15 protein-coding genes and 1 riboswitch are annotated in these 14,391 nt (G+C 43.3%); of the genes, 7 read left to right on the forward strand and 8 right to left on the reverse strand.

The window, feature by feature from the left end; genetic code table 11:
• Positions 1-59: 59 nt before the first annotated feature.
• Both QNI08_RS09655 and QNI08_RS09660 read right to left on the reverse strand, forming a co-directional pair.
• The gene (locus QNI08_RS09655) at positions 60-836 is read right to left on the reverse strand and encodes a 3-hydroxybutyrate dehydrogenase (RefSeq protein ID WP_285767220.1); all 777 of its coding nucleotides are present in this window, start codon (positions 834-836) and stop codon (positions 60-62) included.
• Between the two features lie 27 nt (positions 837-863).
• A complete protein-coding gene (locus QNI08_RS09660) occupies positions 864-2,147 on the reverse strand; it encodes a GntP family permease (RefSeq protein ID WP_285767221.1) in 1,284 nt (427 codons plus the stop codon).
• A 397-nt stretch (positions 2,148-2,544) separates the two neighbouring features.
• Here QNI08_RS09660 and QNI08_RS09665 point away from each other — a divergent pair, with 397 nt between their 5' ends.
• Together QNI08_RS09665 and QNI08_RS09670 are read left to right on the forward strand one after the other, a co-directional pair.
• Positions 2,545-3,453 carry a LysR family transcriptional regulator gene (locus tag QNI08_RS09665; protein WP_285767222.1) on the forward strand — a complete coding sequence of 303 codons (909 nt, stop codon included), beginning with the start codon at positions 2,545-2,547 and terminating at the stop codon, positions 3,451-3,453.
• 107 nt (positions 3,454-3,560) lie between these two features.
• A complete protein-coding gene (locus QNI08_RS09670) occupies positions 3,561-4,484 on the forward strand; it encodes an NAD(P)-dependent alcohol dehydrogenase (RefSeq protein WP_285767223.1) in 924 nt (307 codons plus the stop codon).
• Positions 4,485-4,532: 48 nt separating this feature from the next.
• Here QNI08_RS09670 and QNI08_RS09675 read toward each other — a convergent pair whose 3' ends face one another.
• Positions 4,533-4,949, reverse strand: a complete 417-nt coding sequence (locus tag QNI08_RS09675) for an NUDIX hydrolase (RefSeq protein ID WP_352231212.1) — start codon at positions 4,947-4,949, stop codon at positions 4,533-4,535.
• Between the two features lie 135 nt (positions 4,950-5,084).
• Positions 5,085-5,189: riboswitch (purine riboswitch) on the forward strand.
• A gap of 130 nt (positions 5,190-5,319) precedes the next feature.
• On the opposite strand from QNI08_RS09675, the gene QNI08_RS09680 reads away from it, so the two are divergent.
• The gene (locus tag QNI08_RS09680) at positions 5,320-6,201 is read left to right on the forward strand and encodes a 5'-methylthioadenosine/S-adenosylhomocysteine nucleosidase (RefSeq protein WP_285767224.1); all 882 of its coding nucleotides are present in this window, start codon (positions 5,320-5,322) and stop codon (positions 6,199-6,201) included.
• Positions 6,202-6,256: 55 nt separating this feature from the next.
• On the opposite strand, the gene QNI08_RS09685 is transcribed toward QNI08_RS09680, so the two are convergent.
• From QNI08_RS09685 to QNI08_RS09695, 3 genes are all read right to left on the reverse strand, one after another.
• Positions 6,257-6,613 (reverse strand): hypothetical protein, encoded by a 357-nt coding sequence (locus tag QNI08_RS09685; protein WP_285767225.1) that lies wholly within the window; start codon positions 6,611-6,613, stop codon positions 6,257-6,259.
• Between the two features lie 165 nt (positions 6,614-6,778).
• On the reverse strand, positions 6,779-7,504 hold the full coding sequence (locus QNI08_RS09690; protein WP_285767494.1) for a ZIP family metal transporter: 726 nt from the start codon (positions 7,502-7,504) through the stop codon (positions 6,779-6,781).
• A 100-nt stretch (positions 7,505-7,604) separates the two neighbouring features.
• Positions 7,605-7,949, reverse strand: coding sequence for a hypothetical protein (locus tag QNI08_RS09695; protein WP_483313767.1), 345 nt, complete (start codon positions 7,947-7,949; stop codon positions 7,605-7,607).
• A gap of 201 nt (positions 7,950-8,150) precedes the next feature.
• Between QNI08_RS09695 and QNI08_RS09700 the strand changes: the two genes are divergently transcribed.
• Positions 8,151-8,645, forward strand: coding sequence for a L,D-transpeptidase family protein (locus QNI08_RS09700; protein ID WP_285767227.1), 495 nt, complete (start codon positions 8,151-8,153; stop codon positions 8,643-8,645).
• Positions 8,646-8,772: 127 nt separating this feature from the next.
• Here QNI08_RS09700 and QNI08_RS09705 read toward each other — a convergent pair whose 3' ends face one another.
• Positions 8,773-9,582: an alpha/beta fold hydrolase gene (locus QNI08_RS09705; RefSeq protein ID WP_285767228.1), complete on the reverse strand. Its 810-nt coding sequence runs from the start codon at positions 9,580-9,582 to the stop codon at positions 8,773-8,775.
• 573 nt (positions 9,583-10,155) lie between these two features.
• Here QNI08_RS09705 and QNI08_RS09710 point away from each other — a divergent pair.
• The 3 genes from QNI08_RS09710 (at position 10,156) to QNI08_RS09720 (ending at position 12,417) form a co-directional block, all read left to right on the forward strand.
• Positions 10,156-11,022, forward strand: a complete 867-nt coding sequence (locus QNI08_RS09710; protein WP_285767229.1) for a hypothetical protein — start codon at positions 10,156-10,158, stop codon at positions 11,020-11,022.
• Between the two features lie 14 nt (positions 11,023-11,036).
• Positions 11,037-11,183, forward strand: coding sequence for a hypothetical protein (locus tag QNI08_RS09715; RefSeq protein WP_285767230.1), 147 nt, complete (start codon positions 11,037-11,039; stop codon positions 11,181-11,183).
• Between the two features lie 316 nt (positions 11,184-11,499).
• Entirely contained in the window at positions 11,500-12,417 is a 918-nt protein-coding gene (locus QNI08_RS09720; protein WP_285767231.1) for an aldo/keto reductase, read from the forward strand.
• Between the two features lie 253 nt (positions 12,418-12,670).
• Here the strand turns inward: QNI08_RS09720 and QNI08_RS09725 are convergent, their stop codons facing one another.
• Positions 12,671-14,356: a methyl-accepting chemotaxis protein gene (locus QNI08_RS09725; protein ID WP_285767232.1), complete on the reverse strand. Its 1,686-nt coding sequence runs from the start codon at positions 14,354-14,356 to the stop codon at positions 12,671-12,673.
• Positions 14,357-14,391: the final 35 nt, after the last annotated feature.

Below are 14,391 nucleotides of genomic sequence, written 5' to 3' on the forward strand. Positions count from 1 at the left end.
ATCACATTCTTTTTTTGACGGAAAGGTTCACCTTCAGTTTTGTTATACGTTACTTCAAATTATTGAGCTGTGTAGCCGCCATCGATGACAACAGCTTGCCCTGTGACACTTTTCGCTTTATCGCTTGCCAAGAACAAGGCATAGTCAGCAATTTCACTAACATCCAGCAAACGTTTTTGAGGCACTAATGGAAGAAGGACTTCTGCCAAAACATCCTCAAGCGGAACATTGCGTGTTTTCGCGAGGTCTGCCATTTGTCCGCGAACAAGTGGTGTATCCACATAGCCAGGGCATAAAGCGTTGACCGTGATTCCGTGCTCTGCACCTTCCAGGGCAGCAACCTTCGTTAGGCCGATGACTCCGTGTTTCGCACTGTTGTACGCCGCTTTACCTGCGAAGCCTATGACTCCGTTAATGGAAGAGACGTTAATGATGCGGCCGAAGCCTTGTTCCTTCATGATCGGGAATACGGCTTTCGTTAGCATGAACGGTGCAGTCAGCATGATTTTGATCATCAATTCGTATTTTTCTGTCGGGAATTCCTCGATTGGCGATACGTGCTGTAAGCCGGCATTGTTGATGACGATGTCTACCGAACCGAATGTTTCTTTCGCTTCCTTCACCATGTTTACGATATCTTCTTCTTTCGTTACATCAGCTTTAATACCGATCGATTCGAAGCCTTCTGCTTTAAGGGACGCAGCCGCTTCCTTTACCATTTCTTCATTAATGTCGGAAAGAACCACTTTCGCACCGCTTTGAGCGAAATGTTTCCCGATTTCAAATCCAATCCCGCGAGCAGAACCTGTAATGATGACGACTTTGTTTTCAACCATGATAAATTTCCTCCTAGTGTATAATGATTAGACAATACCGATGGCACCCATGATGATACCGACGATCATCGCAATGGTCGGGATGATGAAGGCTACCATGAATACATCCTTATATGTTTCTTTATGTGTCAGACCTGTAACGGCCAAAAGGGTCAAAAGCGCGCCGTTGTTAGGGAAAATGGATGCTCCTGAGGCAACTGCGGCCATTCTGTGGAATACGTCCGGACTGATGCCCGTCGATTGCGACAAGCTGTAGAACGTGTCGCCAAGCGCATTAAGCGCAATCCCCATACCGCCTGAAGCAGAACCTGTAATGATCGCCATGATCTGGACGGCAAGTGATTCGGCAACGAGCGGATTGCTGGAAATATTGAGCAGCCAGGATGTGATGTTATCGAATGCCGGTATGACCGCAATGACCGCACCGAATCCAACCGCAGCACTTGTATTCAGGATCGCCATCACCGATCCTTTGGCTCCTTCGTTCACAGAGAAAATGAACTTCTTATAATCCTTGATATTAATGAGCATAATGCTCAGGACCCCTAATAATAAGGCATAAATCGGCTCTAATTTTACAACGTTAAGTAATAGGACAACAATCAGCAGCGGTACCAGGGACAAGATCCAGTTCGGGATTTTTTCGTCCTCAGCAGAAGCTGAAACGGAATCGTCCGTTGCGATGAACCCTTCTCCCTTGGCCGATAGTGATTTTTCCCTGTAGGATAACCAGAAGTACCCGCCAACTGCCATGATCAATGAAGTGACGATACCGATGATCATCCCTGAAGTAGGGGTCGTGTGAAAATAATCCATCGGGATCAGGTTTTGAATTTGCGGTGTACCCGGTATCGCCGTCATCGTGAACGTGAACGCTCCTAGCGCGAAAGTCGGTACAAGCAGCCTTCTCGTAACGTTGGCCTCTTTAAATAGAGCCAGCGCAATCGGATACACGGCAAACACGACGACAAATAAGCTAACGCCGCCATATGTCAATAAAGCGGAAGCGATCAGTACCCCAAGGATTGCCCTCTTTTTACCGATGATCTGCGTTACTTTTTTGGCAACGGATTTCGCTGCCCCCGTTTCTTCCATCAGCTTCCCGAAAATCGCTCCGAGCAAGAAAATCGGGAACCATTTCTGTACGAAGCCGACCAGGCCGGTCATATACGTGCCTGTATACGTATCGAATACATTCAATCCGCTCATTAAAGCGACTACCCCAGCAACCAATGGCGCTACCCAAATAATGGACCATCCCAAATAGGCTAAAGCCATCAGCAATACTAAGCCAACAATGATACTTAACACGCGTAACCACCTCTATTCATGGTGATATCGATCGTTTTGCTTTCCATCCCAGTTCCCCCTTGATGTGTGAATCTCTTTTGGCTGAAACATCAGCCTCTACCCTTGAACCATTAAAAATGTGAAAATCAGAACAATCTCTTTTATTATGCCAAGATAATTTAGAGTCATTCCCTGACCGTATTCCGAGAAACATGAATAAGCCGGGCAATAAGTAAGGAATATATCTATTAACACTGAGTGCGATCTTGTTTGGATAAAGAGAATGTTTTTTTGATTTAGGGTAATATATACTTGCTTTTTTTATCTTCATATAGTTTACATCCACTTAATTTATAAGTAAAATGAATAAAAAGAATAGAATCAATTCGAACAGAGAATAAATGGGAGCGAGCGATATATGGAATTTCGAGATTTAAAATCCTTCATGGAGGTAGCCCTTCATAAGAGCTTTACAAATGCTGCGGCCCATTCTTATTTAACCCAGCCATCGTTGAGTAAAGCCGTCAAAAAACTCGAGGAAGAACTGCGCGTCGAGCTATTCGACCGCTCCACGAGACACCTGCGGCTTACCGATGCCGGGCAAATCGTCTACCAGCAAAGCCAAAAAGCCTTCGCGGCCTTATCGGAATTGAACGTGCTCCTCGATGATCTCAGGGATATTACGACAGGCGAGGTGAAAATTGGCATTCCGCCGCTGATTGGCACCCTATTCTTTCCAGAAATTGCCCGCAGCTTCCAGGAACGTTATCCGAAGGTTTCGCTTCAATTGGTGGAGCTTGGAGCCAAGCTGATCGGCAAGCTTGTCGAAGAGGGCGAAATCGATCTCGGCATCGTCGTGTTGCCAGCCAGTGAGGCAACCTTCCATATTACCCCCTTCATTGAAGACGAATTCGTGTTATTCCTTCACGAAGATCACAGGCTTGCACAGCAAACCGCCGTCTCCTTAGCTGAACTGAAAGAAGAGAAATTCATCCTTTTCTCTGAAGATTTCACCCTGCATGACTACATCATCCAGGCATGTGAAAAGGACGGATTCACCCCGGACATCTCATACCAAAGCTCACAATGGGATTTGATCATCGAGCTCGTCTCATCCAAGCTCGGCATCACCCTCCTGCCCAGATCGATCTATCGTAAGCAAAACAATGAAAATGTGAAGATCAAGCCGCTTAAACACTCGGAGCTTTATTGGAAGCTCGGGATCATCACCAAAAAAGACGCCTACCAATCCTACGCCTTAAAAGAATTATTGAAGATGCTGGAGGAAGGAATTCATTTCGTGCAATGCGACGATCAACCGAAATGAAAAGGAAAGCCGTGAATTCCTCAGGGAATATTCACGGCTTTTTTGCATGTATGAAGACTCCCATCATAAGATGAACAGATTGATTCGTTTACGAAGGAGACTCGCATATGAAGGCAATGGTATGCACCCAATATGGTTCACCCGATGTACTGAAGCTAAAGGAAGTGGCAAAACCAAGACCCAAGCACAATGAAATCCTCGTAAAGATACATGCCGCAACAGTTGCCTCAGGAGACATAAGAGTCCGCCGTTTCGATAGCCCTTTCTTGCTCTGGCTCCCGATGCGGATCTTCCTGGGCCTTACCAAACCGCGCAAAGCCATACTGGGCGTGGAGCTGGCAGGGGAAGTGGTTGAAACAGGAGCGAAGGTAGAAAAATTCAACATCGGCGACGAGGTTTTTGCGATGACAGGCATGAATTTCGGCGCTAATGCCGAATACACATGCTTGCCTGAAAATGGAGCCGTGGCCTTGAAACCGGCCAGCCTTTCCTATCAGGAGGCGGCCGTCCTCTCATTTGGAGGCACGACGGCGCTGCATTTTTTTCGAAAAGGAAAAATCGGGATTGGGCAAAAGGTTCTCGTCTACGGCGCTTCCGGGGCTGTGGGGACCTCCGCGGTTCAGCTGGCAAAATGCTTAGGCACTGAAGTTACTGGCGTATGCAGTGCCGCTAATTTTGAATTGGTCAAATCGCTAGGAGCCGATAAACTTATCGATTATAAAAAAGGGGATTTCACCAAGCGCCAGGAGCGTTACGATATCATCTTTGATGCCGTCGGAAAAAGCTCCAAAACCAGCTGCAAAAAGCTCTTGACTCCGCATGGACGCTACGTGTCAGTGGAAGGCCAGGGAATAGCCAAGATCCTTCCCGAAGATTTACTTTATCTTAAAGAGCTCATCGAAACAGGAAAGCTAAAACCCGTCATCGATAAATGCTACCCGTTCGAGCAAATCCCCGAAGCCCATCGATATGTGGAACAAGGACATAAAAAGGGAAATGTCGTGATAACGATAGAACATGACAAACTGTGACAGAGCACGTTTTCAAAACTAGATTAGGAAGGACTACAATGGTCCTTTCTAATGATAGGATTTGTACTCTTTATATAAGCTTTGCACTTTTGCGGCTACTTCTTTTGGCCGTACATCCAACGTGGAAAGGTCCTCTATTTTTACCCATAAAGGCTGATAGGTTCCTCTTTCTCCGTTTTCCTCCGTGAACTCTTCTCCTTTTCCCGTTCCGAGTACCCCATCGATGATATCGCCTAAGAAAAAGTATTGCATTCCATGATACGGGATCACTGCGATGCATTCTTTTACCTTCACCACAAGGCCCAGTTCCTCTAATGCTTCCCTTTTTGCCGCTTGTGCAGGCGTTTCATCTTTTTCAATGCCGCCGCCCGGGAAGACATAGTAGAAATTCCCGTCTCTATATCTTCGGATCAAGGCTACTTCATTTTTTTCCATTAAGATCATTGCTCCTCTATTCCTCATCATTTCCCTTCCTTTTCTCTCATCCTTAAAAAAACTCTAGAAAAAAATACACAAAACACGAACATTATAAAACCAAAATAAAAAAATGTTCACTTTTTTATTGATTTCCCCTCCATCCTTTGATATATTAGCAAAAGAATAATAGTACATATCATTACTCGTATAAGCTTGGAAATATGGTCCGAGCGTTTCTACCTGGTTCCCGTCTGAAAGAACTGGACTACGAGTTAAAGTATGTTCCTGCACCACATATTTGGGCAGGAACTTCGCAATGCTTTGACTTTCGCAGCTCCAGGAGGCAGAATCAGTCTGCCGTTCTGGGGCTTTTTTCTTTCAGATAAACCTGCGAGTGCATCAAGAGGGGGAGATCGAAATGAAAAACAACTTGTTGAAAAAATACTCGATACTAGGAATCCTTATATTACTGCTCGTCACGATGGCTTCCGCTTGCAGTTCGGCTCCCAACGATGAAGCGACAGAAACAAAGGCACAAAGGCCGATCATGGTTCAAGGTCCGATGCCAATCGAAGCGGAGCATTTTGCCGAAAAATTGGAGGATGTGAAAGAAGAAAAATCAGGGGATTTCGTTTTTTACATCGGAACGTTAGATGATTACCCGGTCATCGTCGCCAAAACGGGTAAAGGGATGGAAAATACCGCTGCCGCAACAGCCGTGGCGATTGAACGATATAACCCGATTGCGATCATCAATCAAGGAACATCCGGCGGACATGACCCAAGCTTAAACGTTTTTGATATTGTTTTGGGCAAAAAAACGGTAAACCTAGGGTCATTGAAAACGGCAGATAAAGCTGAAAACGAAGGCATCGATCCAACCAGCTGGAAGCCGATGGACCTGATGGCGTCCGAAGGCAGTGCAGGGGAAGATCCTAATGCGGAAAAGCCGCGCTTCTACGAAGGTGATAAGGATTTGCTTGCCGCCGCGCATGCCGTTAAGGAAACGTACACGAAAGGCAAGATTGTCGATGGGACGATCGGTTCGGCGGATGTTTGGAATAATGAAGTCGATCGGATTAAATGGTTCCATACGAAATACGGTTCATCTGTAGAAGAGATGGAAGGCGCCGCCGCAGCCCAGATTGCCAAAGCGTATGATGTTCCCTTCTTGGGAATACGGGTGTTGTCGAACAATAAAGTGAATGGCGGAAAATATGACCCGAATACAGCAGCCGCCAATCAAGGATATGTGTATGAAGTGGTCAAGCAATATATCTCCACGGTATCGAGCAAATAAGCTATATCTAAAAGAGGCGCAGGATGTCACATGCGCCTCTTTCCCTTGCAAGGCCTCATTCCTCCTTGCAAAATAACAAGCTCAGGCTGTTCAATGTGTGCAGCCTGGCGGTGAAAATGAATAAATCCTCGTAGTGGTTTCCTACGTATTCATCAATGATGATATACCCTTTCCTGAATCTATCAATCAATAAAAGAGTGTAGTTTTCATCCCAGGTGAATCGATTGATCCGTTTCAGCTCATCTGCCAGCACCTGAAATCTGAACTCCTCGACAAGCAGCTTCAATTGAAGCAATTTATCTCTATGTAAACAAAAGATATTGTTTTTATCTCGATGGTGTTTTTGGACGAATTCAATAAAGCCCTTGAGTTGATCTGCCAGCATATTCGCGATTTGCATCTCGAAGTTCATCTCTCCATCTCCCCAATGTCTAAAATCTAATATATCGCATTAGTTGAATATATGTTTTGAAATGGTATTTTAACACCAGCAATTTTTCGCGGCGCTGATAGATTTATTAGGGTGATCCGGTACATAAAAAAAGCCCCCAGCTTACCAAGGGGAACTTTCCATGCTTCACATCGAATCAAGAATCAAGGAGATGAGCAGGCCGGCAGCGGTGAATATCCCGGTGATCGGTCCTCCGTCCTCAAAGGCTTCCGGCATCATCGTGGACGCAATCATGGCGATGATCCCGCCTCCTGCAAAGGCTGCCATCGCTGCCATCGCATAATCCGGGGCATGGTCGAGGAATAGATAACCGCCCATCGAGGATAGAGATGAAATGACCAGTACGGAAAACCACAGCAGCATGATTTTCTTTTTGGAATAGTTACTATTGAGCAAGCCCGTCGTACTTGAGAGCCCTTCTGGAATGTTACTGATGAAGATGGCGATGACCAACAGCCAGCTGACCGAGCCGCCGCTTAAGAGACTCGCGCCAATCATGATCGACTCCGGGATGGCATCCATCACCGTTCCGATGAAAATCGCCAGACCCGCCTCCTTCGACGAGCTATTATTGGAGCGTTTCCGTTGATCGGCACCTTTTTTGGAAACAAGGAAATCCAGGACCGTAAACACGATGGCCCCGGCTATGAATCCGATCGCCGTTGACCAGAGTCCGCCATCTTCCACCGAATCGGCAAGCAGCTCATAGGCAGCTGCCCCGATCAATACCCCCGTACCGAATGCCATGATATAGCCAATGATGTTTTTCTTGATCGGGATGAAAATGGCCGCAAGTGCGCCAAGCAGGACGGCAGAACCCGAAACTCCTCCCCAAAAGACCGCATTCCACATCATATACCCTCATTTCCTCTTTTTTAGCATGATACCCAGGTTGATGCCGTATGTAAACAAGGACAAGACAAAGCAGCGCCGCGGGGATAAGGGCGCCCACTTAGATAAGAGAGGCCTGCGGCTTTCCTTCCTCTTTTTCACTGACCTTCGCAATCTTATCCGCGAACATGTGGAAAACCTTTCTCTTTTCCTCCAGCTCCTTGATCGATCCCTTCAACTCGTTCAGCTTCTGTTCAAAGGGCTTATGATACAGCTCACGGATGTTGCGGATAATTTCATCATTGATTGTCGATTGGACAACCTGCTTGGTGATATTGAATTTGTAGGAATAAACCTGAAGCTCACGTTTCACGTCCTCATATTCCTTTTCAATCCCGTTCAGCACGTCGCTGATTTCCTCATTCCATTCAACCAAAGCCTTTTTCACATGCTCCTCCACCTGCATTCCTCCTCTTTCACGTTAAAATCCGACTCGATAAAAAATGGATTGTATCAAACAATCATGTCGGTTTCTTTTCGGCTTATTTACTGGAACACTACGTTTTATTAAAAACAGATAACAGCCTGCCTGCGTGATCGTCACGAAACACTTTACCGCCTTCACATACAATATAGGGTGAATACGATACCCGATGGAGGTGATTAGATGATCCATACAGTCAAGCAGGGGGAAACGCTGGGGCAGATTTCCAAAGACTACCGGACGCCGCTGGCAGCGATCATCCTAGCCAACCCGAACCTGAACCCGAACGTCATTTACCCTGGCCAGGCAATCGTGATTCCCGGCTTTCCTCCCCCAGACTCCCTTCCCTATCAAATCGACGTCTCGATCAACAACCGCACACTGCGGCTGCTGAAGGATGGCGCCGTGCAAAAGCAATACCCGATCGCCGTTGGCAGGATACTGTACGGGACCCCGACAGGCCAATTCATCATCGTCAATAAAGACCCCAACCCCGGCGGTCCATTCGGAACGATGTGGATGAGTTTATCCAAGGAACACTACGGGATTCATGGAACGAATGATCCAAGCTCGATCGGGCGAGCCGTATCCAAGGGCTGCATCCGCATGCACAACCACGATGTCGAGGAATTATCAAAAATCGTACCGATCGGGACATTGGTGACGATTCATCCGTAAGTGTTCAGGGAAACTGGACACTTTTTTTATTCTTTGGATTCCTCATCCAATATTCTGGAAGATGGTGAAAAAATTTGTGTACTGCTAAGGGGAGTATGATGAAATGCTTCAAAGAGCTCCGAAGAAGTTAAGATTGTAAAAACTGGATAAGCGCTTTGTTAAAATCTTCTGCTTGTTCAATCATGGCTCCGTGTCCACTATTATTGAGAGGGTATAGTTGAGACCCCTTAATTTGTTTTTGGGTCAGTTGACCGCTTTGGAACGGGATTAGTTGATCATGAACGCCATGAAAAATGGCCGTTGGAACATTAATTTGGGCTAAATCTTTTGTGACATCTTCATTTGCTGCTGCTTGTAATATTTTAATGAGAGCGTATGAAGCGGATTCAAGTCCAAGACCAACAAACCAATCCAACATATCAGGTCCTAAGTTTCGGTTGAAAAACATTAACGACACATCTTGCAGGAACTTAGGTCTATTTATATACATTGAATGAGTAAGCGCATCCGCTTGTTCCTTAGAAACTCCATAGGGAGACTGCGTGTTTTTTACAAAAGATGGTGAAACAGCATCTACCAATACTAATTTTGAAAAATGGCGGCCACCATATCGGGTCATATACCGAATTGATATAGCGCCGCCTACAGAAAAACCAAGTAATGTCGCATTCTCTATTTGAAGAGCACCTAACACTTTAGCAATATCATCCGCTAAGCGATTATATGTATACCCTCCCCATGGCTTATCAGAATGTCCATTTCCTCGAATATCCATACTGATGCAGCGGAAACCGTATTCTGGTAATATGTTAAATTGATATTCAAACATTTTATGATTTAAAGGCCAACCATGAACGAAAAAAACGGGCTTACTACCAGGGCCAGGGTCAATATCATGCACATAAATATCTACATCTTTTTCTACCTCAACAAACATCGGATATACCTCCTTTTAAAAATATAGATTCCTCCATTTTATATATGGGATGAAACGGATGATTATGTACTTTATTCATTCCATAACCTTCTCTCTGTTCATGAACAGCACGATTCCGATAGGATAGGATTTTTTGCTTTGGTGAGATAGGAAATGATACATATTTGGGTGTTTTAAAAAAGTAGGTCAACTCGTTGAGACACTTGAAGAAGAGTGTTCACAATCCGGGGACTAGAAGACATCATGAGTAAAATAACATTTTCAACTAAGGAGATAAAAGCACTTAAAAAGAAGTCAGTGAGAAATCAATTCTTACTTACTATAACAATTACCGTCATCAGTGGAATCTAAAAAAGATGACCCTATTCAATATAGGAATCATCTTCAAGCAGCTTAACCTCTTTTATTATTAGTGTCTTTGACACGGATACTAGTTTGGTAAAATTATCCATCTATAGTAAATATTATATAACATTACAATTATACACATATTTTCTCAAAAAGTAAGTCCTATTATTAAAAGTGAGAACATGAGAACATTGAACTATAAAATAAATAAAAGGAGAGAAAAAAATGAAAAGAATTACCTACTTAATTCTAGCGCTAATATTAATCCTTTCCATACTTTTACCAGTGAAATCAGCAAATGCACAAGAAAGAGTTCTTGATACAAATATAGAATTTGCTAATTATCTAGATGAAATCAAAGATAAAAATGCACTTCTTGAATATCAAGATTTAGTTAATGAGAGTAAATTAAAAATTAAACCTAGAAGCTTATCTATTACACAAAATGATAATTTAAAAGGAGATTTCTCTGTACTAAATCTAGTTGATGTAGATAATAATGATATAATATACCAAGAAGAGTCAGAAGAATCAATTAGCGTTATACAACATGATATAAATCAAGATATATATACATTCATTGAAGCTAATCAAGAAACTGGTGATGTAATTTTTATAATAGATGGAATACCATTTAAAATTAAACTAGAAGAAGGTGAAAATGTTAACTTGTATTCAGAAAGTGGTCAAATATTACCTTTGTTGATTACAGAATATGTAGATTTTAATCCCTATTCCGAGGATATTACCCAATCACCAATGGCAAGAGCAGCTTATGGTAAAGAAAGAGGTCCGTTTAAAAAAACGAACAAAGCACTAGTTGAAATATTAACAGTTGTTTCTGCTGGAACAGCTGCAGCTTCTTTCAAATTAAAACATCCTGTACTCGGAACAATAAGTGGAATAACTGGAATTGTTGGTTTTATAGGAGATAAAGTTTATAAAACATTCTATATTAAATTCTGGCAATCAAATAAAATAGGTGATTCTACTTATGTTAAAGAAAGAAGAAATTATTATCAATATAATAACTATAGCTCAGGATTTGTTAAAAGCTATACTACTTACTTTTATTCCTCACAACCTTACTAAAGGAGTAATTAAACATGGATGCTGGTACTTGGAGTATTTTAGCAAGCTTCTGCGGATTATTAAGTCTTCTGCGGTACGTTAATTATAAATCGAAAGAAAGAGATACAGAATTAAAGGAACGAATTGAGCAATTAGAAAAAAAGATAAGAAATGCTGATTAATTAACCTGGTACCTGTAGTTAGGACACTTGAAAGAGAGTGTTTTATCTACAGGTATATTTTATATACTTACATTCTTAAATAACATTTTCAGCTAAAGAGATTAAAGCTGAAACACACAAACATGATAGGAATAGCAAGTTCCCATCCTTGTGAAATATAAAATAGCATTCCATGAATTTCCCTTAAGCCTATGCTAAATCTTGAAAACTTCCAGCAGTGTATGTCACAATCAAAAAGAGAGACGCAGATTTACGTGTGACGTGAAGAGAGTCATGGTGACTCTGTACTTCATGACAAATAAGGGGGATTTCATTCATGAGGACAATGAAGCTTGGAAGCAGTACATTAGAGGTGCCGGTCGTTTCCGTCGGCTGCATGCGCATCAATTCGCTGGACAAGACCGAGGCGGAGCAGTTTGTGCAAACGGCGCTGGAATTGGGCGCAAACTTCTTCGACCATGCCGATATTTATGGCAGCGGCGAGTGTGAGGAAATATTCGCCGACGCGATCGGGATGAACGCAAGCATTCGGGAAAAGATCATCGTGCAATCGAAGTGCGGCATCCGCAAGGGGATGTTCGACTTTTCCAAAGAACATATCCTCGAATCGGTGGACGCAAGCCTGAAGCGCTTAAAAACGGACTATCTGGATACGTTTCTTCTTCACCGCCCGGATACGTTAATGGAGCCGGAAGAAGTGGCAGAAGCCTTCGATATTCTGGAAACCTCGGGAAAAGTGCGCCACTTCGGCGTTTCCAACCAAAATCCGATGCAAATCCAGCTGCTGAAAAAATCGGTGAAGCAGCCGATCGTCGCCAACCAGCTGCAATTAAGCATCACCAACGCCAACATGATTTCCAATGGCTTCAATGTGAATATGGAAAATGAACAAGCCGTGAACCGCGACGGCAGTGTGCTTGATTTTTGCAGACTGAACGATATCACGATTCAGCCTTGGTCACCCTTCCAATACGGATTCTTTGAAGGCGTTTTCCTCGGAAACGACAAGTTCCCTGAATTGAACAAACAGATTGATGAAGTCGCTCGCAAATATGACGTCAGCAACACGACGATTGCCATCGCATGGATCCTGCGCCATCCCGCGCATATGCAGCCGGTTATCGGAACGATGAATGTAGGCCGCTTAAAGGATTGCTGCCAGGCAACCGAAATCAAGCTAACACGCGAAGAATGGTATAGCATCTATCGCGCGGCAGGCAATGTACTGCCATAAATGATGAAGTGAACCCAAAAGGGGCATGAATCCGGAAACCAACCGGGCTCATGCCTTTTAAGGTCACTCTTCATACGCTACAGACACTTTACTCCCATCTTAATTCAATAACCGAAGCATCGTTTTATGCTTCATGTGAAAACCCCGATTGCACACACCGATAGCCATATTAAAACTGCCCCTCCCATTGTTAGCTGTGGCAAACAATGGGAGGGGCAGCTCTATTTAAGAAGGCTTTTTTATCTATTTTTCGTTACGCCTTGAAGCGAGAAATCATCTCCTGTAATTCCTCTGCCAATTTGTTCAACGAAACGGTCGCATTTGAAACCTCCTCAATTGAGGCCAATTGCTGTTCACTGGCAGCTGCTGCTGTTTCAGTACCGGAGAGTGTTTCCTGTGACCCTTCAGCAATGATTTCTATCGTTAGCTGCAGTTCTTCAAAGCCATTTTTTATAAACTGGGTAGAAGCTGCCACTTCTTGAATTTGAGATGTCACCTGCTCAATAAAAATTAATATTTCCTCAAAGTTTGTTACCGTTTCTTCAGAATGCTTGATTCCAGAGTCTACGTTATCTCTTACAATTTGAATATTGGTAACAGTGTCGTTTGATTCATTTTGGATCGTTGAAACGAGCTGATGGATGTCATTAGCAGATTGGTTCGTTTGATCGGCTAATTTTCTAACCTCTTCTGCAACAACGGCGAATCCTTTTCCATGCTCCCCGGCTCTAGCAGCCTCAATTGCAGCATTTAATGCAAGTAGATTCGTCTGACCTGAAATATCGGTAATCAGCGTGGAGATTTCTTTGATTTTTGTCGCGCTGAATACCAATGAGGTGACTCCCTTATCGGCCATGTCAACTGACAGATTGATCGTTTTCATTTGCTCGAGCATTTCTTTTACTGAGCTTGAACCACTCTCAGCTTGCTCTCTCATAGTTGATGATACTTCCGCTACCTTTGATGTATTCGAAGCAACCGAAACGATGCTGTTAAGTGAATCATTCACCGACTTTAAGCTTTTACCTGTCAACTGGCTTTGTTCGCGATTTTTCTCCGTTATCTCTTGCATCGTTTCCGTAATGTGATCCGATGTTACGATGGACTGCTCGGTACTGGCCGAGAGCTCTTCAGAAGCAGCTGCCACTTGTTCAGATGACATGCCAATTTGAGAAATCATTTGTCTAAGCGAGTCCACGAAACTATTAAACGATTTAGCAAGTTGACCAAATTCGTTAGTGCCTGTAACCTCCATATGCTTGGTTAAATCAGCATCACCTGTAGCTATTTCTTCTAATTGACGATTTAACCTTCCAAGTGGTTGCAGGATGGACCTTAACAGCAAAATACATAACGTCATTCCAACTATTGATGAAGCAATAGCGAGGAAGAGAAAGGCATCTCTACTCAACTGAGAATAACGGTCATTTAAAGCTTGGATATTGCTAACATCCGTATTAAGAGTTTCCACCAATTCATCCACTGAAGGATCCAGCTCTTCTTTCCTAAGCGTTCTTTCTTCCCCAAAGTGCAGGTTTTTGGCTCCTTCATGATCTTCTTTATACAGGCTAATCACCTGCTGGTTCATTTCCCAAAAGTCATTAAACTTCTCTTCCAGCTCATTTATATTCTCCCCGTGTTCCTTTTCCTTATTAAGCGCCTTAATTGTTTCGATTTTCTTAAATACATCATTTGCTTTTTCTTCCATCCCTTCGGTGAATTGTTTATCCCCCGTTATGATAAATGCCCGTTCATCATTTGATAAACCCGCAAGGCGATATTGAATTCCAATCACACTCTTCTGAATTTCCAACTTATCCTGAAGGACGGAATTCCTTTCAGAGGATGCCTTTATTACAGAAACAGCAAAGCTACCCAATATTAGAATGGTCCCAATAAGAATGGATACTGTAGTGATCAATCTCGTTTTAATTTTCAACTCGTTACATCTCCTAAAATGCAATATATGTTCAA

The organism is Peribacillus folii (genome assembly GCF_030271255.1).
In the GTDB taxonomy this organism is placed as follows: domain Bacteria; phylum Bacillota; class Bacilli; order Bacillales; family DSM-1321; genus Peribacillus.

What these genes read in the sequence shown, in the direction of transcription:
- QNI08_RS09705 (WP_285767228.1), bottom strand. Translation starts at nt 9,582, where the DNA reads ATGTTTGTTGAGGTAGAAAAAGATGTAGATATTTATGTGCATGATATT.
- QNI08_RS09680 (WP_285767224.1), top strand. Translation starts at nt 5,320, where the DNA reads ATGAAAAACAACTTGTTGAAAAAATACTCGATACTAGGAATCCTTATA.
- QNI08_RS09720 (WP_285767231.1), top strand. Translation starts at nt 11,500, where the DNA reads ATGAGGACAATGAAGCTTGGAAGCAGTACATTAGAGGTGCCGGTCGTT.
- QNI08_RS09715 (WP_285767230.1), top strand. Translation starts at nt 11,037, where the DNA reads ATGGATGCTGGTACTTGGAGTATTTTAGCAAGCTTCTGCGGATTATTA.
- QNI08_RS09675 (WP_352231212.1), bottom strand. Translation starts at nt 4,949, where the DNA reads ATGATGAGGAATAGAGGAGCAATGATCTTAATGGAAAAAAATGAAGTA.
- QNI08_RS09665 (WP_285767222.1), top strand. Translation starts at nt 2,545, where the DNA reads ATGGAATTTCGAGATTTAAAATCCTTCATGGAGGTAGCCCTTCATAAG.
- QNI08_RS09685 (WP_285767225.1), bottom strand. Translation starts at nt 6,613, where the DNA reads ATGAACTTCGAGATGCAAATCGCGAATATGCTGGCAGATCAACTCAAG.
- QNI08_RS09670 (WP_285767223.1), top strand. Translation starts at nt 3,561, where the DNA reads ATGAAGGCAATGGTATGCACCCAATATGGTTCACCCGATGTACTGAAG.
- QNI08_RS09655 (WP_285767220.1), bottom strand. Translation starts at nt 836, where the DNA reads ATGGTTGAAAACAAAGTCGTCATCATTACAGGTTCTGCTCGCGGGATT.
- QNI08_RS09690 (WP_285767494.1), bottom strand. Translation starts at nt 7,504, where the DNA reads ATGTGGAATGCGGTCTTTTGGGGAGGAGTTTCGGGTTCTGCCGTCCTG.
- QNI08_RS09695 (WP_483313767.1), bottom strand. Translation starts at nt 7,949, where the DNA reads ATGCAGGTGGAGGAGCATGTGAAAAAGGCTTTGGTTGAATGGAATGAG.
- QNI08_RS09710 (WP_285767229.1), top strand. Translation starts at nt 10,156, where the DNA reads ATGAAAAGAATTACCTACTTAATTCTAGCGCTAATATTAATCCTTTCC.
- QNI08_RS09700 (WP_285767227.1), top strand. Translation starts at nt 8,151, where the DNA reads ATGATCCATACAGTCAAGCAGGGGGAAACGCTGGGGCAGATTTCCAAA.